This is a genomic window from Streptomyces kunmingensis, from assembly GCF_039533535.1.
Classification (GTDB): domain Bacteria; phylum Actinomycetota; class Actinomycetes; order Streptomycetales; family Streptomycetaceae; genus Streptomyces; species Streptomyces kunmingensis.
In genome coordinates, this window is record NZ_BAAATS010000030.1 from 61,983 (window position 1) to 86,075 (window position 24,093).

Here is a 24,093-nt window from a genome sequence, read left to right on the forward strand (position 1 = left end):
CATCCCCCGCCCCCCCCCGCCCCCACCCACACACCGGCCACAACGAACCCGCCAGCCGCCGACGAAACCGCAACCAGCCACCCTCCATTCACGCGATACGCCCGAACCCGATCGTCGGCACGGCCCGACGCAGCGGCCAAGGCCGCCCCGCCTCCGGCAACAGCGGCTCCAGAAACGCATACCTCCCGAGCGCCGCAGAATCCTGCTCCCCGCGCTCCTCGTACGCCTGGATCTGCCGCCACCAAGCGGCCACCTCCGACCACCCCGGCGCAGACAACGACCCCCCGAACTCCTGCACGGACAACGCCGCGGTGAGCCCCGCGAACGCCAGCCGATCCGCCAGCGGCCACCCCGCCAGCGTCCCCGTCACGAACCCCGCCACGAACACATCCCCCGCCCCGGTCGGATCGAGCGCCGCCACCTCGATCGCCGGCACGGACGCCGTCTCCCCGGTCCGCCCGTCCACCGCGTACGCCCCCTCCGCCCCCAGCGTCACGACGGCCAGCGGCACATACTCCGTCAGCGCGTGCGCCGCGGCCCGCGGACACGACGTACGGGTGTACCGCATGGCCTCCTCCGCGTTGGGCAGGAAAGCCTCGCACTGCCGCAGGTCCCCGAGCGCCGCGAGATCCCACCGCCCGGTCTCGTCCCACCCCACGTCGGCGAAGATCCGGGTCCCGCTGCGCGCAGCCTCACCGACCCAGGGCGCCCCCACCCCCGGCACGAGGGACGCCACGGCGGCCCGCGCAGGCGGCGGACACCGGGGCGCGGGCTCCTCGGGCGGCGGCTCGTGCCCGTGGCTCACCATGGTGCGTTCGCCTTCGTAGGCCATGGAGACGGTGACGGGCGAGTGCCAGCCGGCGACGGTCCGCGAGTAGCTCAGGTCGATGCCCTCGCCCTGCTCCAGGGTGTCCCAGCAGTACTCGCCGTAGTGATCGTCACCGAAGGCCGCGGCGAGCGACGTACGCAGCCCGAGCCGGGCGAGCGCCGCCGCCATGTTCGCGACGCCGCCGGGGCTGGACCCCATGCCGCGGGCCCACGACTCGGTGCCCCGTACGGGCGCGCTGTCCAGTCCGGTGAAGACGATGTCGAGGAAGACGGTGCCGGTGAGGTACACGTCGCAGGCGGGGTCACCGGGTGCGCGAAGGGCCGCGAGAGGGTCCGTGTGGGCGGTGTCGGGGCGGGCCGGTTCGGGGTGGGTCACGTCCTTCTCCCTGTAGTGGTACGGGTCCGGACAGTGTGCATGAAGCGGTCTCGTACCACGGCAGTTGACATCACCCCGTCACACGCGCCGCACCACCCCGCACGCGCCGGGCCACACCACCCCGCACCCTCGGGGCCGCGCCACCCCGTACACGCCGCGCCCCGCGTACGGCGTCGTTACGCCCACCACCCCGCACGAGCAGCACACTCAGCGCGGCGAGGAACCCGACCACGGTGAGCCCGACGAGCCCGCCCTTGGTGGAGCCGGTGGCGTCCTCGATGAGCCCGAAGGCGGTGGGGGCGACGAACCCGCCGAGGTTGCCGATGGAGTTGATGAGGGCGATGCCGGGCGCGGCGGCCCGCGCGTCGAGGTAGCTCTGGGGAATGGTCCAGAAGATCGGGGAGGCGGGCTTGAACCCGACGGCGGCCAGGCAGAGGGCGCCGAGCCCCACCCAGGGTGAGACGAACACGGCGAGCAGGGTCCCGGCGCCGCCGATGAGCAGCAGGGCGACGAGGATGGGCCGCCGTTTGCCGATCCGGTCGGAGAGCCGCCCGGAGACGTACACGGCGGCGATGGCGAAGAGCCACGGCACGGCGGTCAGGAGCCCGACCTGGAACTCCCCGAGTCCTCCGATGTCGTCGACGATGGAGGGCAGCCAGAACGTGACGGCGTACAGGGCGACGTTGATGGCGAAGTAGATCCACAGGAAGAGCAGCATCTGTGGATCGGCGAGCATCTTCCAGCGGGAGACGCGTGCGGTGGCCCGCCCTTCCTCCCGCCGGTGCTGCTCGGCGTCGATGACGTCGACGAGGCCGTCCTTCTCTTCGCGGCTGAGCCAGGTGGCGCTCTCGACGCTCGAATCGAGGAACCGGTAGACGACGAACCCGAGCACCACCGACACGACGCCTTCGATGAAGAACATCCACTGCCAGCCGGAGTGCCCCCAGATCCCGTGCATCTCCAGCAGGGCGCCGGAGATCGGGCCCACGATGACGGTCGCGGTGCCGGACCCCATCAGGAACACCGATGTGGCACGCCCGCGGTGCGAGTCGGGCAGCCAGCGGGAGAAGTAGTAGATGACGGCGGGGAAGAACCCGGCTTCCGCGACGCCGAGCAGGAAGCGCAGCGCGTAGAACATCTCGACGCTGTTGACGAAGGCCATGGCGGTGGCGACGATGCCCCAGCTGATCATGATGCGGGTCAGCCAGACCTTCGCGCCGAACCGCTCCATGAGTATGTTGCTGGGCACTTCGAAGATCGCGTAGGCGATGAAGAAGATGCCGGCGCCGAGGCCGAAGGCGGCGGCGGAGAGCCCGACGTCGGCGCGGAGCTGGTCCTGGGCGAAGCCGAGGTTGACCCGGTCCATGTAGTTGGCGACGAACATGACGAAGAAGAGCGGGACGACGCGCCGGAAGATCTTGCGGATGGCCGACTGGACGGCGGGCGGGTGCTCCGTGGGGGCCGGGGCGGGGGCGGGGCTGGGGACTGCTGCGGACACGAGCGGCTCCGGTCGTGGGCAGAGGGGGTGGGGGGAAAGCGGGAACAGCGGGGTCAGAGGGGAAGCGGGAATAGCGGGGTGAGGGGGAAAAGCGGGGCCGGCAGGACCACCGACCCCGAAGCCGAAGCCGAAGCCGAAGTCGAAGCGATTACCAGCGCGGCACGGCAGGCGTGACCCACTCGGGATCGAGAACCCGCATGGCGGCAGCGTCATCACGATCACGAAGCCCGGCGAAGGCGTCGTCGAGCCACCGCTGATGCAGCAACTCGACCTTGTCCCGGTCGAGTTCGACGCCAAGCCCAGGCGCGTCGGAGACGGCGACCCGCCCGCCCTCGAACGTAAGACGCTCGGTCAGGACGTCCTCGGACTGCCACGGATAGTGGGAGTCGCAGGCGTGGTGCAGATTGGGCACGGTCGACGCGACGTGCGTCATGGCGGCGAGGCTGATGCCGAGGTGGGTGTTGGAGTGCATGGAGATGCCGACGCCGAACGTGCGGCAGATGGCGGCGAGTTGCTGCGTGTTGCGCAGGCCGCCCCAGTAGTGGTGGTCGGAGAGGACGACCTGGACGGCGCCGGTCGTGAACGCCTCCTTGATCTCCGCGAAGGTGGTCACGCACATGTTGGTGGCGAGCGGCACACCGGCCCTGGCGGCGACCTCGGCCATGGCGGGCGTGCCGAGCGCGGGGTCCTCCAGGTATTCCAGTACGTCCCTCAGCTCGTCGGCGACTTTCAGCGAAGTCTCCACGGACCAGGCCCCGTTGGGGTCGAGCCGTAGCGGTCTTCCGGGGAAGGCCTCGGCGAGGGCGCGGACGGCGGCTATCTCCTCGTCGGGCGCGAAGCAGCCGCCCTTGAGCTTGAAGGACTCGAAGCCGTACCGCTCGTTGAAGAGGCGGGCCTGCTCGACGACGCCGGCCGGGTCGAGGGCGGCGCCCCAGTCGTCCTTCTCGCTCGCGATCCCGGCGGGGTGATCGGCGTACTTGTAGAAGAGGTAGGCGCTGTACTCGACGGAGTCGCGGAGCTTGCCGCCGAGCAGGGCGTGGACGGGCTGGCCGAGCGCTTTGCCGAGGGCGTCGAGGCAGGCGACCTCGAAGCCGGAGACGACGGACAGGCGCAGTTTGTCGGCGGTCTGGACGCCGCGCAGGCCACCGACGTCGACCTGGTTCTGGACGCGGGAGTCGTCGACGGCGACTTCGTCGGCGAGGGTGAACAGACCGTTCAGGTCGGCGACTTGACGCCCTATCAGCCGTTCGGCGAAGGGCCGGGCGAGCTCCAGATACTTGGCGTCGCCGTAGGTCTCCCCCACACCGGCGACGCCGTCGGCGGTGACGACCTCGACGATGAGCCGGGGCGTGTACGGCTGGTGCAGGCCCTGCGTGTTGAGCAGCGGCGGGTCGGCGACGAGGATCGGGGTGAGGCGGACATCGGTGATGGTCAGGTCGGTCATCGGGCGGCTCCCGGGGTGTCGTGGGCGTTCGGGTTGTCTGAGGCTTCTGTATTTCTCGGGGCCCCCGCGGCGGCGGGTGCGGAGACGAGGTCGAGGCCGACGCCGAGCAGCCGCTCCAGTTCGGCGAGGTCCGCCGGCCCCGGGTCGGCGAGCGGCGCGCGCACCGGCCCGACGGGGCGCCCGCGCAGCCGGGCGGCGGCTTTGACGAGCGCGACGCCGTATCCGGGGACGCGGTCCCGCAGTTCGACGAAGGGGATGTAGAAGGCGCGCAGCAACTGATCCACCCGGGCGTCGTCCCCGTCCCGCAGCGCGCCGAAGAACGCGGCGGCGATCTCGGGTGCGAAGGCGTGCACGGCCGAGGAGTACGCGGGGACGCCGACGGCCGCGTAGGCGCGGGCCTGAACCTCGGCGGTGGCGGCCCCGTTGAAGAAGAGGAAATCGTCCGGCGCGGCGAGGGTGAGGCGTTGCAGCCGGTCGAGGTCGCTGTGGCCGTCCTTGAGGCCGATGACGCCCGGCAGGGCGGCGATCCGCTGCAACGAGTCGGCGGTGAAGGCGACCTGGTCGCGCTGGTAGACGATGAGGGGCAGCCGGGTCCGGGCGGCGATCCGCTCGACCTGGGCGACGAGCCCGCTCTGCGGGCCCCGCACGAGGTAGTGCGGCAGGACGAGCAGGGCGTCCGCGCCGGCCTCCTCGGCGATGCGCGCGAACCGCGCGGCCTGCGCCCAGCCGTAGCCGATGCCGGCGACGACGGGGACGCGTCCGGCGGTCTCCTCGACGGTGGCGGTGACGATCTGCCGGTACTCGTCCTCGTCGAGGGAGAAGAACTCGCCGGTGCCGCAGGCCGGGAAGACGGCGCCGGGTCCGGTCGCCACCTGGGCGGCGACGTATCCGCGGAAGCCGTCGAGGTCGAGTGCCCCGTCGTCGGTGAAGCTCGTCAGCGGGAAGGAGAGGACGCCGCGCTTCATGCCCTCCCGCAGCCGGGTCACGACGTCGCCGCGACTCTCTTCTGTCTCCGTACGTAGATGCCATCCACACATGTAGATGGAGATTAGATAGGCGAATGGGCACCGTCAATGGTTGTGGCGGCCCCGCTTACGATCGGCGCATGCCAGAGCAGGAACAGCAAGGTCGCGGCGTACGCGAGGTGAAGTCGGCAGCCCGCACCGTCGACCTGCTCGAGGTGCTGGCCGCCCGCGGCGACCGCCCGGCCCGTCTCCAGGAGCTCGCCGACGAGCTGGCCGTGCCGCGCAGCTCCATGTACGCGCTCCTGCAGACGCTCATCGCGCGCGGCTGGGTCCGTACCGACGTCACCGGCTCCCTCTACGGCATCGGCATCCACGCCCTGCTGACCGGCACCAGCTACCTCGACACCGACCCGTACGTCCGTACCGCGCGCCCGCACCTGGACGAGGCGTCCGAGGCGCTCGGCGAGACGATCCACCTGGGCCGGCTCGACGGGTTCGCCGTGGCGTATCTGGCGACCCGCGAATCGCACGAGTACCTGCGCACGATCAGCCGGGTCGGCCGCCGGCTGCCCGCGCACGTCGGCGCCCTCGGCAAGGCGCTCCTGGCCGAACGCTCCGACACCGAGCTGCCGCCGGGCCCCTACGACCGGGCCACCGGCAACACGCACACCACCCGCGAGGCGCTCACCGCCGACCTCGCGGCGACCCGCACCCGCGGCTACTCGGTCGACCGCGAGGAGGGTGTGGAGGGCATCGTCGGTTTCGGCTTCGCCCTGCGCTACGCGGCTCCGGCGCACGACGCGATCAGCTGCTCGGTGCCGGTGGCGCGGCTGACCGCGGAGCACGAGCAGCGGATCGTGGCGGTCATGCGCGAGACCCGCGCGCGGATCGAGACGGCCGCCCACCGAGGCCCCGCGGGCACCCCCGACTGGCGCTGAGCCACCCGCCGGACCCCGACGGCAGCCACCGGAAAAACACCTGAGCGCCACCCGCCGGACCCCGTCGACAGCCGCCGGAAAGACGCCTCGGCGCCACCCGTCGGGCCCGCCGCCGGCCGCCGGAAAAACACCTCAGCTACCCGGCCCGTTCACCCCCAAACCAGATGTGCCATAGGTCACACAGCCCCGGCTTCTGTGGGACCCCTATGGCTTGATACAAATTGGCCCGCGCCCCAACGTCCCCGGTTCGGTCCCGTTCGCAAAGACGTCGCGCTCCCAACTCCCTTTCCTTACCACCCCCTTGCCCAAAACAGCGTCCAAGGCAAGGGGGTCCGTCTACAGGACTGCCCGTGTCTTCGCGCGCTCCCCGGCCCGCACTCATAGCCCTCTTCACGGCCGGCTATCTCGCTGCCTACCTGCTCCCCACCGTCGTCGGCAGACTCGCCGACAGCCTGCGGCTTTCGCCCACGCAGGCTGGTCTGGCCGGCAGCGCGCTGCTGCTGAGCTCGGCCACCGCGGGCTTCACGCTCGCGGCCCGCGTCGAGCGGATCGGCGCCCGCCGCGCCGCCCGCGCCGGACTCCTCCTCGCCGCCGTCGGCTACGGCACCGCGGCGCTGTCCACCTCCGTCCCCCTGGTCGTCGCGGGTGCGATGATCGGCGGCTTCGGCTCGGGCACGGCAACGGCCGTCGCCGCCACCGGGATCGCCGCCCAGAAAGATCCGCACCGCGCGTCCACGCTCGGCCTGCTGACCGTCTCGGCGCTGGCCGGCGCCCTCTACCTGTCGATCCCGCGGATCAGCCCGACGGGCCACGCCCTGCCGTTCGCCGCGCTCGCCGTGACCGCGCTCGCCGTATGGCCTGCGACGCGCTGGCTCGCCGACCCGGCAGGGCCGGACAACAGCCCGGCGCAGGCCACACCCACCTTCAAAAGCCCGCTGCCGTACGCACGTTCAGGCTCAGCCCTGGCCGTGGTCATCGTCTGCTGGTCGATGGCGCAGAACTCCCTGTGGGGCGTCAGCAGCCGCATCGGCACCGTCCAGGCGGGCCTCAGCGAGGTCACCGTGGGCAGCGTGTTCGCGGTGGCGCTCGGCGCGGGCCTGCTCGGTGTGATCGGCGCGGGCGCGCTCGGCACCCGGCTCGGCCGCGCGCTGCCGATCGGTGCCGGTACGGCGGCCATCGCCTGCTGCATCGCGCTCAGCGCCCGCGCCGACGGCCTCGGCTCCTTCGCGACGGGCGAGATCGCCTGGAACACGCTCTACCCGGTGGTGCTCTCGTACCTGCTGGGCCTCGCCGCCTCGCTCGACCCGCGCGGCCGCTGGGCGGTCCTGGTCGGCTCGGCGTCCTCGCTCGGCACGGCGTGCGGCCCGCTGGTGGGCAGCTCCCTGTCGCAGGCCGTCGGTTTCCCCGCGATGGGCACGGCGCTCGCCGTCGCGCTGCTCCTGCTGGCACTGCCGCTGACCGCGGTGGCCCTGCACACCGGCGGCCGCCCGCTGTTCGCGGGTGCGGCCCGGCGCCGCAGCGGCGCCCCGGTCGGCGCGATCGTCCCGCCGTCCGGCCTGCTGGAGCAGCCGGTCGTCGAGATCTACCCCCTGGAGGTGCCCGCCGCCTCGGTGGACCGGCACGAACCGGTCCAGGCCGCTTTCACGACGGCGGGCCCCGACGGGGTTCAGCCCGAGATGTCGTCCAGCGGGTACGCCTCGACCTCGGCGAGATAGCGGGCGCGCCGCGCCTCGTCCTCCGCGCTGCCGTCGAGGAAGGACGCCACGAACGAGTTGCGGGCGAGCTCCCGCAGCCGTTCGTGGTCCAGGGCGAGGGCCTCGTGGACGGCGTGGAAGGTGTCGCCCGCGTAGCCGCCGAAGTAGGCCGGGTCGTCGGAGTTGACGGTGCACAGCAGCCCGGCGTCCATCATGGCGACGAGCGGGTGCTCCTCCAGTACGTCGATGGCGCGCAGCCGCACGTTCGACAGCGGGCAGAGCGTCAGCGGGATCCGGTCCCGGACGAGCCGCGCGACAAGCTCAGGGTCCTCCAGGGACCGCAGGCCGTGGTCGACGCGCTCGACGCCGAGCACGTCGAGGGCCTCCCAGATGTACGAGGGGTCGCCCTCCTCGCCCGCGTGCGCGACCTTGCGCAGGCCGAGCGCGCCGGCGGCCTCGTAGACCTCGCGGAACTTCGAGGCGGGGTTGCCGACCTCGGCCGAGTCGAGGCCGACGCCCACGATGCGGTCCAGGTACGGCTTCGCGGCCTCCAGCGTCTCCATCGCCGACTCCGCGGACTGGTCGCGCAGGAAGCACATGATGAGCTTGGTGGAGACGCCGTGCCGCTCCTCGCTGTGCGCGAGCGCCCGGCCGAGCCCCTCGACGACCGTGCCGATGTCGACGCCGCGCGCCGTGTGGGCCTGCGGGTCGAAGAAGATCTCGGCGTGCCGCACACCCTGCCCGGCGGCGCGCGCCAGATAGGCGTCGGCGAGCGCCTCGAAGTCGTCCTCGGTGATCAGGACGGCCATGAGCTCGTAGTACAGGTTCAGGAAGGACTGGAGGTCGTCGAAGAGGTAGGCCTTGCGCAGCGCCTCGGTGTCGGCGTAGGGCAGCGTGATGCCGTTGCGGTCGGCGAGGGCGAAGGCCAGCTCGGGTTCGAGGGTGCCTTCGATGTGCAGGTGCAGCTCGGCCTTGGGGATGCGAGCGAGTGGTGCGAGGGACATCCGAGCATCGTACGCAAAGGGGGACGTCAGAGGCGTTTGGGCACCGGTACGCGGTCCAGGTCGCGGGCGACCGTCAGCTCCCCCTCGAACCCGGCGGCCCGCGCCTGTCGTGCGAACTCCTCCGGGTCGCCGTAGCGCTGGCTGAAGTGCGTCAGTACGAGGTGGCGCACGCCGCCGTCACGGGCGACGCGGGCCGCTTGCCCGGCCGTCAGATGCCCGTGGTCGGAGGCGAGTCGACGGTCCTCGTCGAGGAACGTCGACTCGATGACGAGCAGATCGCAGCCCTCGGCGAGCTCGGTCACCCCGTCGCACAGCCGGGTGTCCATGACGAACGCGACGCGCTGCCCGCGCCGCACCTCGCTGACGTCTTCGAGCGTGACGTCGCCGGTCCTCCCCTCGCGCTGCAGCCGGCCCACGTCGGGACCCGCGATCCCGTGCGCGGCGAGCCGCTCGGGCAGTATGCGGCGCCCGTCCGGCTCGACGAGGCGGTATCCGTACGACTCGACGGGGTGCGACAGCCTGCGCGCCTCGAGCCGGTACGCGGGCGTGTCCGCGAGCACCGCGCCCTCCCCGCCGACCGGCTCCTCGGTGATGCCGACGGTCTCCCGGTACGCGGTGGAGTACCGCAGCCGGTCGAAGAAGCGCTGCCCGGACGCCGGGTAGTGAGCGGTCACGGGGTGCGGTACGCGGTCCAGGTTGATGCGCTGGATCACCCCTGCGAGCCCCAGCGAGTGGTCGCCGTGGAAGTGGGTGACGCAGATCCGGTTCAGGTCGTGCGCGGCGACCCCGGCGCGCAGCATCTGCCGCTGTGTGCCCTCGCCGGGGTCGAAGAGGATGCCCTCGGCGTCCCAGCGCAGCAGATAGCCGTTGTGGTTGCGGTGGCGCGTCGGGACCTGGCTGGCGGTGCCGAGGACGACGAATTCACGTACGGACACGGAGAGTTGTCCTGCCGCCCGTTATCCGGGGGGCCACTGGAGGTCGCGGCCGCCCAGGACGTGGGCGTGCGCGTGGAAGACGGTCTGGCCCGCGCCGCCGCCCGTGTTGAACACGAGGCGGTAGCTCTCCAGCTTCTCCTCCTTGGCGACCTCGCCGGCCTCGCGCAGCACGTCGGCGGCGATCTCCGGCTCCGCGGCGGCGAGGGAGGCGGCGTCCGGGTGGTGGACGCGCGGGATGACCAGGATGTGGGTCGGCGCCTGGGGGTTGATGTCCCGGAACGCTACGGTGGTGGGGGTCTCGCGGACGAGGGTGGCGGGTACGTCCCCCGCGACGATCTTGCAGAACAGGCAGTCCGCCTGGGGTTCGCCGGTCACGTCGGGTCTCCTTTGCGGGGGCGTTTCCGTACGGCGGCATGGTATCGATCAGCCCCGTCGGCGGGCACATCCGTCTGCCATCTTGATCCATCGTCGGCGAGCGCGGGTGCGTCGTGGCTGGTCGCGCAGTTCCCCGCGCCCCTGGAGCATGCGGCTCCGCCGCAGCCCCATGGGCGCGTTTCACGCGCCCCTGAGATGGCGCACGCAGTGCGCATCTCAGGGGCGCGGGGAACTGCGCGACCAGCCCCCACCGGGCCCGCACCCGCAAAACGACCCGCACCCGGCAGACGGGAAGGGCTACGGCAACCCGGGTGCCACCTTGGCCGGATTCTCGGCGAGAGCCGCCAGCGCAAGACGGACCGCCTCGTCCAGCTGCGCGTCACGCCCGGCGACGACGTCCTGGGGCGTGGCCACGACCTCCACGTCCGGGTCGACCCCGTAGTTCTCGAGGCCCCACCCGTGTCCCTCCATCCACGTGGCGTACTTCGGCTGCGTCACCAGCGTGCCGTCCACCAGGCGGTACCGGCTGTCGATGCCGATGACGCCACCCCACGTGCGGACGCCGACCACGGGCCCGATGCCGAGCGCCTTGATGGCCGCGTTGACGATGTCGCCGTCGGAGCCGGAGAACTCGTTGGCGACGGCGACGACGGGGCCCCGCGGCGCGTCCATCGGGTAGCTGAAGGGGCGGCTGCCGCGGGGCACGTCCCAGCCGACGACCCGGCGCGCCAGCTTCTCCACGACGAGCTGCGAGGTGTGCCCGCCCCGGTTCTCGCGGACGTCGACGACGAGGCCCTCGCGGGCGACCTCCACGCTGAGGTCGCGGTGGATCTGCGCCCAGCCGGGCGCCTGCATGTCGGGGACGTGCAGATAGCCGAGCCGCCCGCCCGACTGCTCGTGGACGTAGGCGCGCCGGTCGGCGACCCACGCGTGGTAGCGCAGCGGTTCCTCGTCGGAGACCGGCACCACGACGACGTGCCGGGGGTCGCCGCCCCCGGCGGGCGAGACGGTCAGCTCGACCGGTTTGCCGGCGGTACCGACGAGCAGCGGGCCGGGTCCTGTCACCGGGTCGACGGGCCGTCCGCCGACCGCCACGATTGCGTCCCCGGCGCGCATCGCGACGCCCGGCGCGGCGAGCGGGGAGCGGGCGCGCGGGTCGGACGTCTCGGAGGGCAGCACGCGGTCGACGCGCCACTGCGGTGTGCCCTGCGGGCCGTCCTCGTGGCGGGAGAGGTCGGCGCCGAGCAGGCCCTGGCGGCGCGCGGCGGAGCCGCCCCGACCGCCGGGGACGACGTAGGCGTGGGAGGTACCGAGCTCGCCCTGTACCTCCCAGAGCAGGTCGACGAGGTCGTCATGGGTGGCGACGCGGTCGAGGACGGGCCGGTAGCGCTCGAGGACTCCCGCCCAGTCGACCCCGTTCATGTCGGGGCGCCAGAAGTTGTCGCGCATCAGGCGGCCGGTCTCGTCGTACATCTGGCGCCATTCGGCGGCCGGGTCGACGCTCTGGCTGATCCGGGCCAGGTCGACGGTGATGTTGGTGTCGCTGTCGTCGTCGTGCGAGGGGCGCCGGTCGCTGGGGACGACCTTCAGCGCCTCTCCGGTCCACAGCAGCACGCGCTTGCCGTCGCCGGTGACCTCGAAGTGGTCGGCGTCGGCGCCGAGTTCCTCGATGCGCTGCTGGGCGAGGTCGTAGCGTTCGAGGCGGGTCTTCGGGTCGGGGTCGCTCCGGTCGGCCCGCGAGTCGCCGAGTACGCCGCGCACCGGGTGCCGCAGCCACAGGACGCCGTCCTTGGCGGTCCGCAGCGTCGAGTAGCGGGCGGCCTCGACGGGGAACGGCACGATGCGGTCGGCGAGGCCCTCCAGGTCGACGCGGGTGGCGGGGGTGCCCTCGCTGTCGGGGGTCTCGGCTCCGGGGGTGTCGGCCGGTTCGAACGGCCGCCCGTGCCGCTGCGGTCCGAACGGGGACGGGGTCGTCGCGGCCAGCGCGAGCAGATGCGGCCGCGAGCCGCTCACGAACGCCAGGTCGAAGGCGTGCTCGTCGTAGACGGGGTCGAAGGAGCGGGCCGACAGGAACGCCAGATGCTTGCCGTCGAGGGTGAACGCGGGCGCGTAGTCGCGAAAGCGCAGCGGGGTCGCCTCGGTGACGGTGAGGTCGGCGGTGTTGGCGAGCTTGAGCTGACGCAGGCCGTGCGGCCCGGGGTGCGACCAGGCGAGCCAGGCCGAGTCGGGCGAGAAGGCGAGCCCGGACGCGTGCCCGTCCTCGCTGCGGTCCACTTCCCGTACGTCGCCGCTGTCCCGCTCGACGAGGAGGATCCGCCCGTCGTGCGCGGCGACGGCGACCCGGCCGCCGTCCGGGGCGACGGTCAGGCCGAGGACCCGGCCGAGCCGCCCGGCCCCGAGCCGGCGCGGGGTGCCGCCCGGCGCGGCCCCGGTGGCGGGCGCGAACTCCAGCGCGTCGTCGCCCTCGGCGTCGGTCGCCCACACCACGTGTTCCTCGCCGTCGACGCGGAACGTGTGCGGGAGGCGGGCCCGTACGCCCTGCTCGGCGGCGAGCGCGCGGGCGGGCCCGGAGCGGTGGGTCACCCAGTGCACGGCGCCGCGCACGGCGACCGCGCTGCCGCGCCCGGTGTGGTCGGGCGAGGCGGCCCCGAACCAGCGGGCGGCGTCGACGGGACGCGGCCGAAGATGGACGCGCTGTCCGCCGAGCCGCACGTCGAGCCGCCGCGGCTCGGCCGTGTCCAGGTCGTCGACGATCCACAGTTCACCGGCGCTCGCGTACACGACCCGGGTGCCGTCGGTCGCGGCATGGCGGGCGTAGAAGCCGTCGAGGGGTGTGTGCCGGCGCAGATCGGAGCCGTCGGCCAGGGAGGAGTACAGCGCCCCGACGTCCTCGTGGTCGGAGAGGAACGCGACCCTCCCCCGGGTTCTCGGCTCCGTCCGGGCGGCGGGGGCCTCCGCGCCCACCCACAGCGGGTACTCGATGTTCCCGTCGAGACCGTCGTGCAGCCGTACGAAGTCGCCGCCGCCGTCGCGGTCGATCCACAGCTTTCCCGCAGTGCCGCCCCGGTACCGCTTCCACCAGGCGGCCTCCCGGCCCATGGGCGCGGAGAGCAGGACCACTTCGGAGTCCGGCCCGTACGCGACGCCGCCGACGGGTCCGTACGGCAGGCGTTCGGCGGGTCCGCCGTCCAGCGGGAGGGCCCGGGCCCAGCTGCGGCGTGACGTGGCCTCACCGTGCGTACTGGTGACGAGGACCCGCCCGTCGGGGGTCCAGCCGCGCACGGTGGTGGTCCAGCTCCCCCAGTACGTCAGGCGCTCGGCGGAGCCTCCGTCGACCGGGGCGACGTGCACCTCGGGGGCGCCGTCGCGCCGCGACGTCCAGGCGACGGTCGTGCCGTCCGGGGAGAGCCGGGGGTGGCTGACCGGTACGTCGTCGGCGCTGACGCGCCAGGCGCGGCCGCCGTCGAGGGGCGCTGCCCACACGTCGTCCTCGGCGGTGAAGACCGCCAACTCGCCGTGCAGGTGCGGGAACCGTAGGTAGGCAGGATTCGTCACCCCGCCCACATTAAATTTGCGGCAGGCCGCGCGTCAGCCCTTCGATCACTTCGTGCCTCCCTCATTTCCCTCGGAGCAGGAGCACGTGGGCTCCGGTTCGGGGACGGTCACGGTCTCCGTCACGGTCTCCGTGGTGCCGGGCTGCGGCTCGTCGTACGTGGGCTCGTCGGAAGGCTCGTAGGTCGGCTCGTGCGACGGCTCGTCGGAAGGCTCATAGGTGGGCTCGTGCCAGGACTCTTGCGGTGGCTCCGGCGACGCGGGGTTTTGGGGCTCGTCGTAGGTGGGCTCCGGGGTGGTCGTCGCGGCACAGTTGCCGAGGACCTGGTATTTGAACCACACCTTGTTGTCGACGCGCGCGATCGTCGTACCGCGCACGCACCTGTCGGGGACGACCCCGTACACCCACCCCTGGACCGTGATCTCCTTGCCGTCCCTGGTCTCTCCGTGGCAGTCCACCTTCACCTCGCTCGGCGACGTGCCGCCCGCGGACGTGGAGGTGCCGCTATAGGTGGCGGTGCAGTCGAGCCAGGCGACGTCGGCGTGTGTCCGGTTCAGTTCCTCGGTGACCAGTTGGTCGGTGGTGGTGGCGACGGTGACCGTGTTGAGTTCACCGTCGGTCGGCTGACACGCCACGGCCGTGGCGACCACTACGGCGACGACGCCGCCCGCGGCCAGTACGCGCGAAGTCCGCGACCTTCGCAAACCATTCCTGATCCGCCTCATATCCCCCATGGTCGGCAGGATCCCACCCTCGCCACCCCATCGGTAGAGCCGTTGCAGCCACTGTGCGAGGGCCTGTTCGAGCTGCCGTCGTGGGCGCCTTCTACGCTGCCGTGATGGGGAGCAGACGCAGGATCCGCCGGCTGGTCGTGCACGACAGGGTGTACGGCTGGTGCTTCGCGCACCGCCACGACCGGACGCGGGGTCACCCGGGCTGCCGCAGCACGCTCACGCTCTGGCGCCACGGTTCGCGTGCCCGCTTGTGCCTGGTGTTCCGTCCGGCCGACGACCGGGTCATCTCCGACTGCTTCTTCGACTCGGGCGCGGCCCTGCGGATGCCGGACCAGGTGTATCTGAACCTCCACGAGCCGGGCACCGTACGGGCATTGCTCGACGAGGCGCTCGCGCGCGGCCTGTTCCCCGCTGGGCCGGGCACCACGGAGGTGGATGCCTGGCCACTTTTCGACGCCGTGACAGAGCCTGCCCAGGGCCCGTCCTAGCCCCAGCGGCCGGAGCGGCCGAGGAGCAGGGCCACCGCCGCCGTTCCTGCCGTCGATGTCCGCAAGACGCTGCGTCCGAGCCGGAACGCCTTTGCCCCGGCGGCCTCGAACACCGCGAGTTCCTCCGGTGACACCCCGCCCTCGGGTCCGACGACGAGCACGATCTCCCCGGCCGCCGGGAGCGGCGCGGAGGCCAGCGCGGCACTCGCCGCGTCCCGGTCCTCGTGCAGGACGACAGCCAGGTCCGCCGCGGCGAGCAGCGCCGCGACCTCCTTGGTGGACGCCGCGTCCGCGACATCGGGGAAGCGGACCCGGCGCGACTGCTTCCCCGCCTCGCGCGCGGTGGCCCGCCATTTGCCGAGCGCCTTGGCGCCGCGCTCGCCGCGCCACTGCGTGATGCACCGCGACGCGGCCCACGGCACGATCGCGTCGACGCCCGTCTCGGTCATGGTCTCCACGGCCAGCTCCCCGCGGTCCCCCTTGGGCAGCGCCTGCACCACGGTGATCCGGGGCCCTTCCTCGGGCTCGGTGCGCACCGGCCCGGCCTCGACGACGAGGCGGTCCTTGCCCTCGGCCGCGGCGACGACGGCCTCGCTCCACGCGCCGAGCCCGTCCGTCAGTACGAGGGGCTCCCCGGCCCGCAGCCGCTTCACCGAGACGGCGTGCCTGCCCTCGGCGCCGTCCAGTACGTAGGTGCGGTCGCCCGGCACGGGGCCCTCGACCACGAACACCGGCGCGGTCACGCGGCACCCCGCTGCCCGAGCGTGGCCTTGGCGGCGACGAGTTCGGCGGCGAGGACCTCGACGAGCTGCCCGGCGGGCAGCTCCCGGGCGAGGCGGTGCCCCTGCCCCGCCCACAGCGCCATGGCCTGCGGGTCACCGGCCTTGGCGGCGGCCTTGCGGACCGGCGACGTCATGTGGTGGACCTCCGGGTAGGCGGCGGGCGCGTACGGGCCGTGCTCGCGCATGAAGCGGTTGACGAGCCCGCGCGCGGGCCGCCCCGAGAACGCCCGGGTCAGCTCGGTCCGGGTGAACAGCGGATCGGTCATGGCCTGCTTGTGCAGCGCGGGCGCACCCGACTCCGGCGTCACGAGGAACGCCGTGCCCAGCTGGGCGAGATCGGCCCCGGCCGCGAGTACGGCGGCTATCTGCGCGCCCCGCATGATCCCGCCGGCCGCGATGATGGGCAGCTGGACCGCTTCCCGTACCTGTGCGATCAGCGCGAGCAGTCCTACGCCGCTGCCGTCGGCCTCGGGGTTGTCCCGGTGCGTTCCCTGGTGGCCGCCGGCCTCGATGCCCTGGACGCACACGGCGTCGGCGCCGGACCGCTGCGCGGCGAGCGCCTCCTCCACGGTCGTCACGGTGACGGCGGTGAGGGTGCCCGCCTTGCGCAGCGCGTCGGTCACCTCGGGCGTGGGGCAGCCGAACGTGAAGGTGACCAGCGGCACCGGGTCGTCGAGGAGGATGGCGAGCTTGGCGTCGTAGCCGTCGTCGCTCCCGCTGTCGGGGTCGCCGAGCGGCGTCTGGTACCAGCCGGCCTCACCGGCGAGCTGGTGGCGGTAGACATCGACCGCGGCGGGATCCGCGTGCTCGTGCTGCGGCATGAACAGATTGACGCCGAAGGGCCGTCCCGTCAGCCCGCGCACCTGCTTGATCTCCTGGTACATCCCGTCGGCCGTCTTGTACCCGGCGGCGAGGAAACCGAGCCCGCCCGCGTCGGACACGGCGGCGACGAGCGCGGGACAGGACGCGCCCCCCGCCATGGGGGCCTGCACGATCAAACAGGGGCAGATATCTGTCAGCGCGAGGGGCATGAGCGCATCGTGCCACGTACGCGTCAGACGGCCGAATCGGCGGCTCGGCCTGGCATGTGCCACCCCGACCGGGGTGGCACACCCTCAAACGTCACCGCCCGTTGAACGCATCCTTCAACCGCGAGAACAGCCCCTGCTGCCCCGGCTGGAACTGGCCCGTGGGGCGTTCCTCGCCGCGCAGTTTGGCGAGTTCGCGGAGCAGGCGCTCCTGCTCGGGTTCGAGCTTCTGCGGCGTCATGACCTCGACGTGCACGATGAGGTCGCCGCGGCCGCCGCCCCGCAGGTGCGTGATGCCGCGCCCGTGCAGCGGGACCGACTGGCCGGACTGGGTGCCGGGCCGGATGTCGACCTCCTCCATGCCGTCGAGCGTCTCCAGCGGCACCTTCGTGCCGAGGGCCGCCGCCGTCATCGGGATGGTCACCGTGCAGTGCAGATCGTCGCCGCGCCGCTGGAAGACGGGGTGCGGCAGCTCGTGGATCTCGACGTAGAGGTCACCGGCGGGGCCGCCGCCGGGGCCGACCTCGCCCTCGCCCGCGAGCTGGATCCGCGTCCCGTTGTCCACACCGGCCGGGATCTTCACCGTCAGCGTGCGCCGCGACCGGATGCGGCCGTCACCGGCGCACTCGGGGCACGGCGTCGGCACGACGGTGCCGAAGCCCTGGCACTGCGGGCACGGCCGCGAGGTCATGACCTGGCCGAGGAAGGACCGCGTGACCTGCGAGACCTCGCCGCGCCCGCGACACATGTCGCAGGTCTGGGCGGAGGTCCCGGGCGCCGCGCCCTCACCGCTGCACGTCGTACAGACGACAGCCGTGTCGACCTGTATGTCCTTGGTGGTGCCGAAGGCGGCCTCGTCCAGCTCGATCTCGAGCCGGATCATGGCGTCCTGGCCGCGGCGCGTGCGCGACCGGGGGCCACGCTGCGACGCGGTTCCGAAGAACGCGTCCATGATGTCCGAGAAGTTGCCGAAGCCACCGGCTCCGAAGCCGCCCGCGCCGCCTCCGCCCGCCTGCGACAGGGGGTCGCCCCCGAGGTCGTAGACCTGCTTCTTCTGCGGGTCGGAGAGCACCTCGTAGGCGGCGTTGATCTCCTTGAACCGCTCCTGCGTCTTCGGATCCGGATTCACGTCCGGGTGAAGCTCACGAGCGAGCCTTCGGAAGGCCTTCTTGATTTCGTCCTGGGAAGCGTCGCGGCGCACGCCGAGTACGGCGTAGTAGTCCGTGGCCACTTACGACTCCGCCAGGATCTGTCCGACGTAACGTGCCACTGCGCGTACTGCTCCCATCGTTCCCGGGTAATCCATGCGGGTCGGGCCGACCACGCCGAGCTTGGCAACTGCCTCGCCGCCCGAACCGTAGCCGACCGACACGACGGACGTGGAGTTGAGTCCCTCATGGGCGTTCTCGTGACCGATCCGTACGGCCATGCCCGAATCCCCCACCTCACCAAGCAACTTGAGGAGAACGACCTGCTCCTCGAGCGCCTCGAGGACGGGCCGGATGGTGAGGGGAAAGTCATGTCCGAAGCGGGTGAGATTGGCGGTGCCGCCGATCATCAGCCGCTCCTCGGTCTCCTCGACGAGCGTCTCCAGAAGCGTGGAGAGCACCGTCGTGACCGTGCCCCGGTCCTCCGCCTCGAAGGCCTCGGGGAGGTCCTGCACCAGCTGCGGCACGTCGGCGAACCGACGGCCCGCGACGCGGCTGTTGAGCCGGGCCCGCAGATCCGCCAGAGACGATTCGCCGAACGGCGCCGGGCAGTCGATCATCCGCTGCTCCACGCGCCCGGTGTCCGTGATCAGTACGAGCATCAGACGGGCGGGCGCGAGCGCGAGCAGCTCGACATGGCGCACGGTGGACCGGGTCAGGGACGGGTACTGGACGACCGCGACCTGCCGTGTGAGCTGCGCGAGCAGCCGCACGGTCCGTCCGACGACGTCGTCGAGGTCGACGGCGCCCTCCAGGAAGTTCTGGATGGCGCGCCGCTCCGGCGCCGTCATCGGCTTCACCGCGGTGAGCTTGTCGACGAAGAGGCGGTACCCCTTGTCCGTGGGGATGCGCCCGGCGCTGGTGTGCGGCTGGGCGATGAACCCCTCGTCCTCCAGGGCGGCCATGTCGTTGCGCACGGTCGCCGGTGAGACGCCCAGGCTGTGCCGCTCGGTCAGCGCCTTGGAGCCGACGGGCTCCTCGGTGCCGACGTAGTCCTGGACGATGGCGCGCAGCACTTCGAGCCTGCGTTCACTGAGCATCGGGCGCACACCTCCAGCAACTGTCTCTGAGATCGTCGCGATCTTTCCGTTTTGGCACTCACTGGGCGCGAGTGCCAATCGTCCCCGGCTCAGTGTACGGCCGGTGGGTACGGGCCAGGCAAGGCCGCTAGCGTCGACCTCATGAAAAGCACCGCGAGCGCGGCGAACCCGGCGGGGATCGACTGGGGATCGGCCGGCTGGGAAGAACTGGCACCGCGGGTGGGCCGCGTCCGGCTGCCCGGCTGGGACTGTACGACCGGGCTCGTCGTGGGCGACGAAGCGGCCCTCCTGATCGACACGGGATCCTCACTGCGTGAAGGCGTCCGGCTGCGCACCGAGACCCGCCGCCTGCTGGGTACACCGGGGACGCCGGGGACGCCGGGGACGCCGGGGACGCCGGGGACGCCGGGGACGCCGGGGAGGGTGACGCACATCGCGCTGACCCATCCGCACTTCGACCATGTGCTCGGCACGGCCGCGTTCGCGGGCGTCGAGGTGTTCGGGGCGGCGGGCATCGACACCGTGTTCGCGGACGGCGCCGACGCGCTGCGCGCCGATGCCGTACGTCACGGGCTCGGCCCCGAGGCGGCGTCCGAGGCGGCCGAACTCCTCGTCACCCCGCGCCACCGGGTCTGCGGCGAGCGCACCCTCGACCTGGGCGGAGGCGTGCAGGTGCTGCTCGCGAACGTCGGGCCGGGGCACAGCGGCCACGATCTCGCCGTCCTGGTGTCCGGGCCGTCCTCGGGCCCGGAGATCGTCTTCTGCGGCGATCTGGTCGAGGAGTCGGGCGAACCCCAGGCGGGAACGGACGCGGCCCCGCACCAGTGGCCCGCCGCCCTCGACCGGCTGCTGTCCCTCGGCGGCGAGGACGCACGCTACGTTCCCGGGCACGGATCGACGGTGAATGCGGCGTTTGTCCGTGAGCAGCGCGCCACACTGGCGGCGAGATTCGGCGTGTCGTAGTCCGTACGAGGGCGCTTCTCTTATCGTCGGCCGAATGCGCCAGTACACCCCGGACCTCACGCCCCCGTGGAAGCGGAACAAGACCGTTCCCGAGATCCCGGCCGAGTTCGACCTCGTCGTCGAGGAGGTCGCGACGGGCTTCTGCGGAGCGGTCGTGCGCGTCGAGAAGACGGCGCAGGGTCCGACGGTGACCCTGGAGGACCGCTTCGGCAAGCACCGTGCGTTCCCGATGGAACCCCGCGGTTTCCTCCTCGAGGGCAAGGTCGTCACGCTGGTCCGTCCCTCGGCCGGCGGCCCCGCGCGCCCCACCCGTACGGCGTCCGGCTCGGTCGCGGTCCCGGGTGCCCGCGCCCGGGTCGCGCGTGCGGGCCGCATCTACGTGGAGGGCAAGCACGACGCCCAGCTCATCGAGCGGGTCTGGGGCGACGACCTGCGCATCGAGGGCGTGGCGGTGGAGTTCCTGGAGGGCGTCGACGACCTCCCGGCGATCGTGGCGGAATTCGACCCGGGCCCCGACGCGCGCCTCGGCGTCCTGGTCGACCACTTGGTCCCCGGTACGAAGGAGTACCGCATCGCCCGGTCGGTCACGAGCGAGCACGCGCTGGTCGTCGGCCACCCGTACATCGACATCTGGGAGGCGGTGAAGCCGTCCTCCCTCGGCATCGAGGCGTGGCCGCGGATCCCGCACGGGCAGGACTGGAAGACGGGCGTGTGCCGGGCCCTCGGCTGGCGCGTCGCCAACACGGGTGAGGCCTGGCAGCACATCCTGTCCCGGGTCCACTCCTACAAGGACCTGGAACCCGAGCTCCTGGGCCGAGTAGAAGAACTCATCGACTTCGTGACGACCCCGGAGGCATAACCCGGCCAGGGGCGCGGGGAACTGCGCGACCAGCCACGACGAGCCCGCACCCGGCGACGATCCCCAGCCCCGGGGCTCCGCCCCAGCCCCCGCTCCTCAATCGCCGGAGGGGCTTGAGGTGGCCGAAGCGGGCTTCGAGGTGACCCTCAGTCGACCAGGTCCCGCACAACCCCATCGGCCAGCAACCGACCCCGCAGCGTCAGAACGGCCCGCCCCTCCCCGAAGGGCCCCGCCTCCAGCAGCCCGGCGTCCAGCGCCTTCCGCGCAGCAACCGCACCATCGGGCTTCAGCAACGACAGCGGGCACCCGTCGCGGAGCCTGAGCTCCAGCAGGATCCGCTCGACCCGCCGGTCCTCGTCCGCCAGGACTTCCCGCCCCGCCCCCGGCGACCTCCCCCCGGCCAGCGCAGCGGCATACGCCCCGGGGTGCTTCACGTTCCACCACCGCACCCCGCCCACGTGCGAGTGCGCCCCGGGCCCGGCGCCCCACCAGTCGGCCCCGCGCCAGTACAGCTCGTTGTGCAGGCAGCGGGCCGCTTCGGAGGTCGCCCAGTTGGACACCTCGTACCACTCGAACCCGGCGGCGGCGAACGCTTCCTCGGCGATCAGATACCGGTCCGCGTGCACGTCGTCGTCGGTCATCGGCACCTCGCCCCGCCGGATCCGCCGGGCGAGCTGCGTGCCCTCCTCGACGATCAGCGCGTACGCGGATACGTGGTCGGGGCCGGCGGCCAGCGCGGCGTCGAGCGAGGCCCGCCAGTCGTCGTCGCTCTCACCGGGCGTGCCGTAGATCAGGTCCAGGTTCACGTGCTCGAACCCGGCCGCCCGCGCCTCGGCGACGCACGCCTCGGGCCGCCCGGGGGTGTGCGTACGGTCAAGGACCTTCAGCACGTGCTGCTTCGCGCTCTGCATCCCGAACGACACCCGGTTGAAGCCCCCGGCCCGCAGCTCCGCCAGATAGGCCGGGTCCACGGACTCGGGGTTCGCCTCGGTCGTCACCTCCGCGTCGTCCGCGAGCCCGAACTCGTCCCGGATCGCCCCCAGCATCGTCACGAGGTCTGCGGCGGGCAGCAGCGTCGGCGTACCGCCGCCGACGAACACGGTCCGCACCGGCCGGGGGTCGTCGCCGAGCACCTTGCGGGCGAGCCGGACCTCCTCGATCAGGGTCTCGGCGTAGTTGTCCCGCGAGGCGAGCACGCCGCCGGTGCCGCGCAGCTCGGTCGCCGTGTACGTGTTGAAGTCGCAGTAGCCGCAGCGTGTGGCGCAGTACGGGACGTGCAGGTAGAAGCCGAGGGGCCGGGCGGCGGCGCCGGCGAGCGCGGAGGCGGGCAGTGACCCGTCGTCGGGCACGGGCTCACCATCGGGGAGTGCGGAAGGCATGCCCCCATTGTCCCGCGTCCGGCGCGATCACCCGCACGGTCACAGCGCCTGGAGGACGAGCAGCGCCAGATCGTCGTCCGGCGGGCCGTCCGCGAAGGCGTGCACGAGGCGCCGGATGCGCTCGGCGAGGAGCTGCGCCGTCAGGCCCGCGCATCCGGTCAGGGCGTGCGCGAGCCCGTCCTCGTCGTCGAACTGGCGGCGCCCGGAGCGGCGCTCGGTCACCCCGTCCGTGACGCACAGCAGGGTGTCTCCCCTGAGCAGCTCGAACGTCTCGCTCGTGTAGTCCGGGTCCTCGACGACGCCGAGCAGGACCTGCGGGACGGCCGCCGAGACGACCTCGCCGCCGGGCCGCATCAGCAGAGGCAGCGGATGTCCGGCGGAGGCGAGGGTGCACATGACTCCGCTCCCGTCGCCGGACGGGGTCAGCTCGCCGTAGAGGAGGGAGAGGAAGCGGGAGCTGGAGCCCTCGGGCGGGATGCCCTGGCCGCCGGCGGCGGCGAGGGCGCGGGCGGCGGCGTCGGCGGCCTCGGTGGCGTCGTCGAGGAGCAGCCGGTTGAGCCGGTCCAGGACCTGGGCGACCGGGTATCCCTCCCGGGCGAGGAGGCGCAGCCAGGGCCTGACTAGGCCGATCACGACGGCGGCCTCGGGGCCCTTGCCCTGGATGTCGCCGAGTGCGAAGCACCAGCGGTCGTCACCGGCGGGGAAGACGTCGTAGAAGTCGCCGCCGGGGCCGCCCGCCTCCTTCGGCTCGTACACGAGGGCGCTCTGCACGCCGGGGATCTCGGCGATGGCGGTCGGCAGCAGGCCGCGCTGGAGGATGCGGCTGATGGTGGCCTGCCGGGTGAAGCGGCGGGCCGCGCTGACGGCGAGGGCGACCCGGCGGCTGAAGTCCTCGACGAGTCCGGTCACCTCGTCGGGGAAGCGGAGCAGGTTCGCCCGCCCGATGAGGAGGATGCCGAGGCTGCGGCCGCCGACCATGAGCCGGTAGGCGAGTGCGGAGCCGGCGTCGTCCGCGCCGGTGCCGCCCTGGGTCTCGAACGGCCAGGGCACGGGGACGGCCGCCGTCCGTACGGCATCGGGCAGACGTGGCGGTTCCTTCTCCAGGATCCGGCGTAGCTCCTCGGTGCGGTTCTCGTGGCTGTGCCAGACGCGGGCGAGGCGGGGCGCGGGCATGGGGTCGGTGCCGCCGCGCAGATCGTGGTCCGCGGTGCCGGGCAGGCCGCGGCCCTCTTCGTCGTAGAGCCAGATCGCGCACCAGTCGGCGAGGCGGGGCACGAGGAGCTGGCCGACGAGCGCGGCGACCATGTCCTCGTCGAGCTGGCCCGCGAGCAGGTCGGAGGCCTCGGCGAGGAAGGAGAGCGCGCCGCGGTTGACCCAGTCGCGGTCCTGGGGCACGCGTTTGGGCATCGGGGCGAGGAGGTCTCCGGTGCGCAGGCCGCGCTCCAGGGCGCGTACGGCGGACTGTACGGAGGTGTCGCTCGCGACCTCTGCGGCCTCGGCGGGCAACCGGGCCCACACCGTCTTGGTGCCGGGGCGGTAGGTGATCCCCCAGGCCTCGGCGAGGGACGCGACGAGGTGGAGACCGCGGCCGAACTCGGGGAGCTCGGACGGGCGGGAGTTCTGCCGGCTGCGCACGGCGCGGGCAGGGTGGTGGTCGGTGACCTCGATGACGACTCCGCCGGGCGTGCCGTCGACGGCGGCCTCTTCGAGGCGGCAGAGCAGGTCGACGCTGGTGCCGGCGTGCACCACCGCGTTGGTGACGAGCTCACTCAGGGCGACGACCGTGTCGTCGGTCAGCCGGTCGCTGAGGCCGGCGGAGCCGGGCACGGCCTTCGCGGTCCAGTCGGTGAACGCGGCCCGTGCGAAGCGGCGGGCGGCCGCGGGCGCGAGAGGGTTCCCCGGCAGCGAGGTTCGGACCAGGACCGGTCCGGCTTGCGGATGGTCCGTCACGTCCCCGTCGCTGAAGGTGGTTTCCCGCTGGATCGGAATGGGCCCCACGTTC

General features: G+C 72.6%; 20 protein-coding genes. 5 read left to right on the forward strand and 15 right to left on the reverse strand.

Features of this window, described 5'->3' with window-relative positions:
* Window positions 1–88: 88 nt before the first annotated feature.
* The 4 genes from ABD366_RS33700 to ABD366_RS33715 all read right to left on the reverse strand — a co-directional run bounded on the left by ABD366_RS33700 (window position 89) and on the right by ABD366_RS33715 (window position 5,183).
* On the reverse strand, window positions 89–1,204 hold the full coding sequence (locus ABD366_RS33700; protein WP_324768956.1) for a carbohydrate kinase family protein: 1,116 nt from the start codon (window positions 1,202–1,204) through the stop codon (window positions 89–91).
* A 70-nt stretch (window positions 1,205–1,274) separates the two neighbouring features.
* Window positions 1,275–2,702, reverse strand: coding sequence for an MFS transporter (locus ABD366_RS33705; RefSeq protein WP_411293701.1), 1,428 nt, complete (start codon window positions 2,700–2,702; stop codon window positions 1,275–1,277).
* Between the two features lie 148 nt (window positions 2,703–2,850).
* Window positions 2,851–4,146, reverse strand: coding sequence for a glucarate dehydratase family protein (locus ABD366_RS33710; RefSeq protein WP_324768955.1), 1,296 nt, complete (start codon window positions 4,144–4,146; stop codon window positions 2,851–2,853).
* Window positions 4,143–5,183 carry a 5-dehydro-4-deoxyglucarate dehydratase gene (locus tag ABD366_RS33715; protein ID WP_324768953.1) on the reverse strand — a complete coding sequence of 347 codons (1,041 nt, stop codon included), beginning with the start codon at window positions 5,181–5,183 and terminating at the stop codon, window positions 4,143–4,145. The genes ABD366_RS33710 and ABD366_RS33715 overlap by 4 nt, the downstream gene beginning before the upstream one ends.
* 68 nt (window positions 5,184–5,251) lie before the next feature.
* On the opposite strand from ABD366_RS33715, the gene ABD366_RS33720 reads away from it, so the two are divergent.
* Together ABD366_RS33720 and ABD366_RS33725 are read left to right on the forward strand one after the other, a co-directional pair.
* Complete coding sequence (locus ABD366_RS33720) at window positions 5,252–6,049, forward strand: IclR family transcriptional regulator (protein ID WP_324768952.1); 798 nt, start codon at window positions 5,252–5,254, stop codon at window positions 6,047–6,049.
* Window positions 6,050–6,399: 350 nt separating this feature from the next.
* Complete coding sequence (locus tag ABD366_RS33725; RefSeq protein WP_324768950.1) at window positions 6,400–7,764, forward strand: MFS transporter; 1,365 nt, start codon at window positions 6,400–6,402, stop codon at window positions 7,762–7,764.
* Here ABD366_RS33725 and ABD366_RS33730 read toward each other — a convergent pair.
* The 5 genes from ABD366_RS33730 to ABD366_RS33750 form a co-directional block, all read right to left on the reverse strand.
* A complete protein-coding gene (locus ABD366_RS33730) occupies window positions 7,716–8,747 on the reverse strand; it encodes an adenosine deaminase (protein ID WP_324768949.1) in 1,032 nt (343 codons plus the stop codon). The two genes, ABD366_RS33725 and ABD366_RS33730, sit on opposite strands and share 49 nt — an antisense overlap.
* Window positions 8,748–8,773: 26 nt before the next feature.
* Window positions 8,774–9,682, reverse strand: a complete 909-nt coding sequence (locus ABD366_RS33735) for a ribonuclease Z (protein ID WP_324768948.1) — start codon at window positions 9,680–9,682, stop codon at window positions 8,774–8,776.
* Window positions 9,683–9,703: 21 nt separating this feature from the next.
* Window positions 9,704–10,057 carry a histidine triad nucleotide-binding protein gene (locus ABD366_RS33740; RefSeq protein WP_324768947.1) on the reverse strand — a complete coding sequence of 118 codons (354 nt, stop codon included), beginning with the start codon at window positions 10,055–10,057 and terminating at the stop codon, window positions 9,704–9,706.
* Between the two features lie 297 nt (window positions 10,058–10,354).
* The gene (locus ABD366_RS33745) at window positions 10,355–13,612 is read right to left on the reverse strand and encodes a S41 family peptidase (RefSeq protein WP_344443041.1); all 3,258 of its coding nucleotides are present in this window, start codon (window positions 13,610–13,612) and stop codon (window positions 10,355–10,357) included.
* A gap of 45 nt (window positions 13,613–13,657) precedes the next feature.
* Window positions 13,658–14,314: a hypothetical protein gene (locus ABD366_RS33750; protein WP_324772223.1), complete on the reverse strand. Its 657-nt coding sequence runs from the start codon at window positions 14,312–14,314 to the stop codon at window positions 13,658–13,660.
* Window positions 14,315–14,448: 134 nt separating this feature from the next.
* Between ABD366_RS33750 and ABD366_RS33755 the strand changes: the two genes are divergently transcribed.
* Entirely contained in the window at window positions 14,449–14,832 is a 384-nt protein-coding gene (locus ABD366_RS33755) for a hypothetical protein (RefSeq protein WP_324772222.1), read from the forward strand.
* Here ABD366_RS33755 and ABD366_RS33760 read toward each other — a convergent pair.
* The 4 genes from ABD366_RS33760 to hrcA form a co-directional block, all read right to left on the reverse strand.
* Window positions 14,829–15,575, reverse strand: coding sequence for a 16S rRNA (uracil(1498)-N(3))-methyltransferase (locus ABD366_RS33760; RefSeq protein ID WP_324772221.1), 747 nt, complete (start codon window positions 15,573–15,575; stop codon window positions 14,829–14,831). The genes ABD366_RS33755 and ABD366_RS33760 overlap by 4 nt on opposite strands.
* Window positions 15,572–16,645, reverse strand: coding sequence for a nitronate monooxygenase (locus ABD366_RS33765; protein WP_324772220.1), 1,074 nt, complete (start codon window positions 16,643–16,645; stop codon window positions 15,572–15,574). The genes ABD366_RS33760 and ABD366_RS33765 overlap by 4 nt, the downstream gene beginning before the upstream one ends.
* Window positions 16,646–16,736: 91 nt before the next feature.
* Entirely contained in the window at window positions 16,737–17,873 is a 1,137-nt protein-coding gene (gene dnaJ, locus ABD366_RS33770) for a molecular chaperone DnaJ (protein ID WP_324772219.1), read from the reverse strand.
* Complete coding sequence (gene hrcA, locus ABD366_RS33775; RefSeq protein WP_324772218.1) at window positions 17,874–18,890, reverse strand: heat-inducible transcriptional repressor HrcA; 1,017 nt, start codon at window positions 18,888–18,890, stop codon at window positions 17,874–17,876.
* A 141-nt stretch (window positions 18,891–19,031) separates the two neighbouring features.
* Between hrcA and ABD366_RS33780 the strand changes: the two genes are divergently transcribed.
* Entirely contained in the window at window positions 19,032–19,853 is an 822-nt protein-coding gene (locus ABD366_RS33780) for an MBL fold metallo-hydrolase (protein WP_324772217.1), read from the forward strand.
* 34 nt (window positions 19,854–19,887) lie between these two features.
* Window positions 19,888–20,712, forward strand: coding sequence for a DUF3097 domain-containing protein (locus tag ABD366_RS33785; protein ID WP_324772216.1), 825 nt, complete (start codon window positions 19,888–19,890; stop codon window positions 20,710–20,712).
* Between the two features lie 146 nt (window positions 20,713–20,858).
* Here the strand turns inward: ABD366_RS33785 and hemW are convergent, their stop codons facing one another.
* Together hemW and ABD366_RS33795 are read right to left on the reverse strand one after the other, a co-directional pair.
* Window positions 20,859–22,091: a radical SAM family heme chaperone HemW gene (gene hemW, locus ABD366_RS33790; protein WP_324772215.1), complete on the reverse strand. Its 1,233-nt coding sequence runs from the start codon at window positions 22,089–22,091 to the stop codon at window positions 20,859–20,861.
* 39 nt (window positions 22,092–22,130) lie between these two features.
* Window positions 22,131–24,089 (reverse strand): SpoIIE family protein phosphatase, encoded by a 1,959-nt coding sequence (locus tag ABD366_RS33795; protein ID WP_411293807.1) that lies wholly within the window; start codon window positions 24,087–24,089, stop codon window positions 22,131–22,133.
* Between the last annotated feature and the right edge of the window lie 4 nt (window positions 24,090–24,093).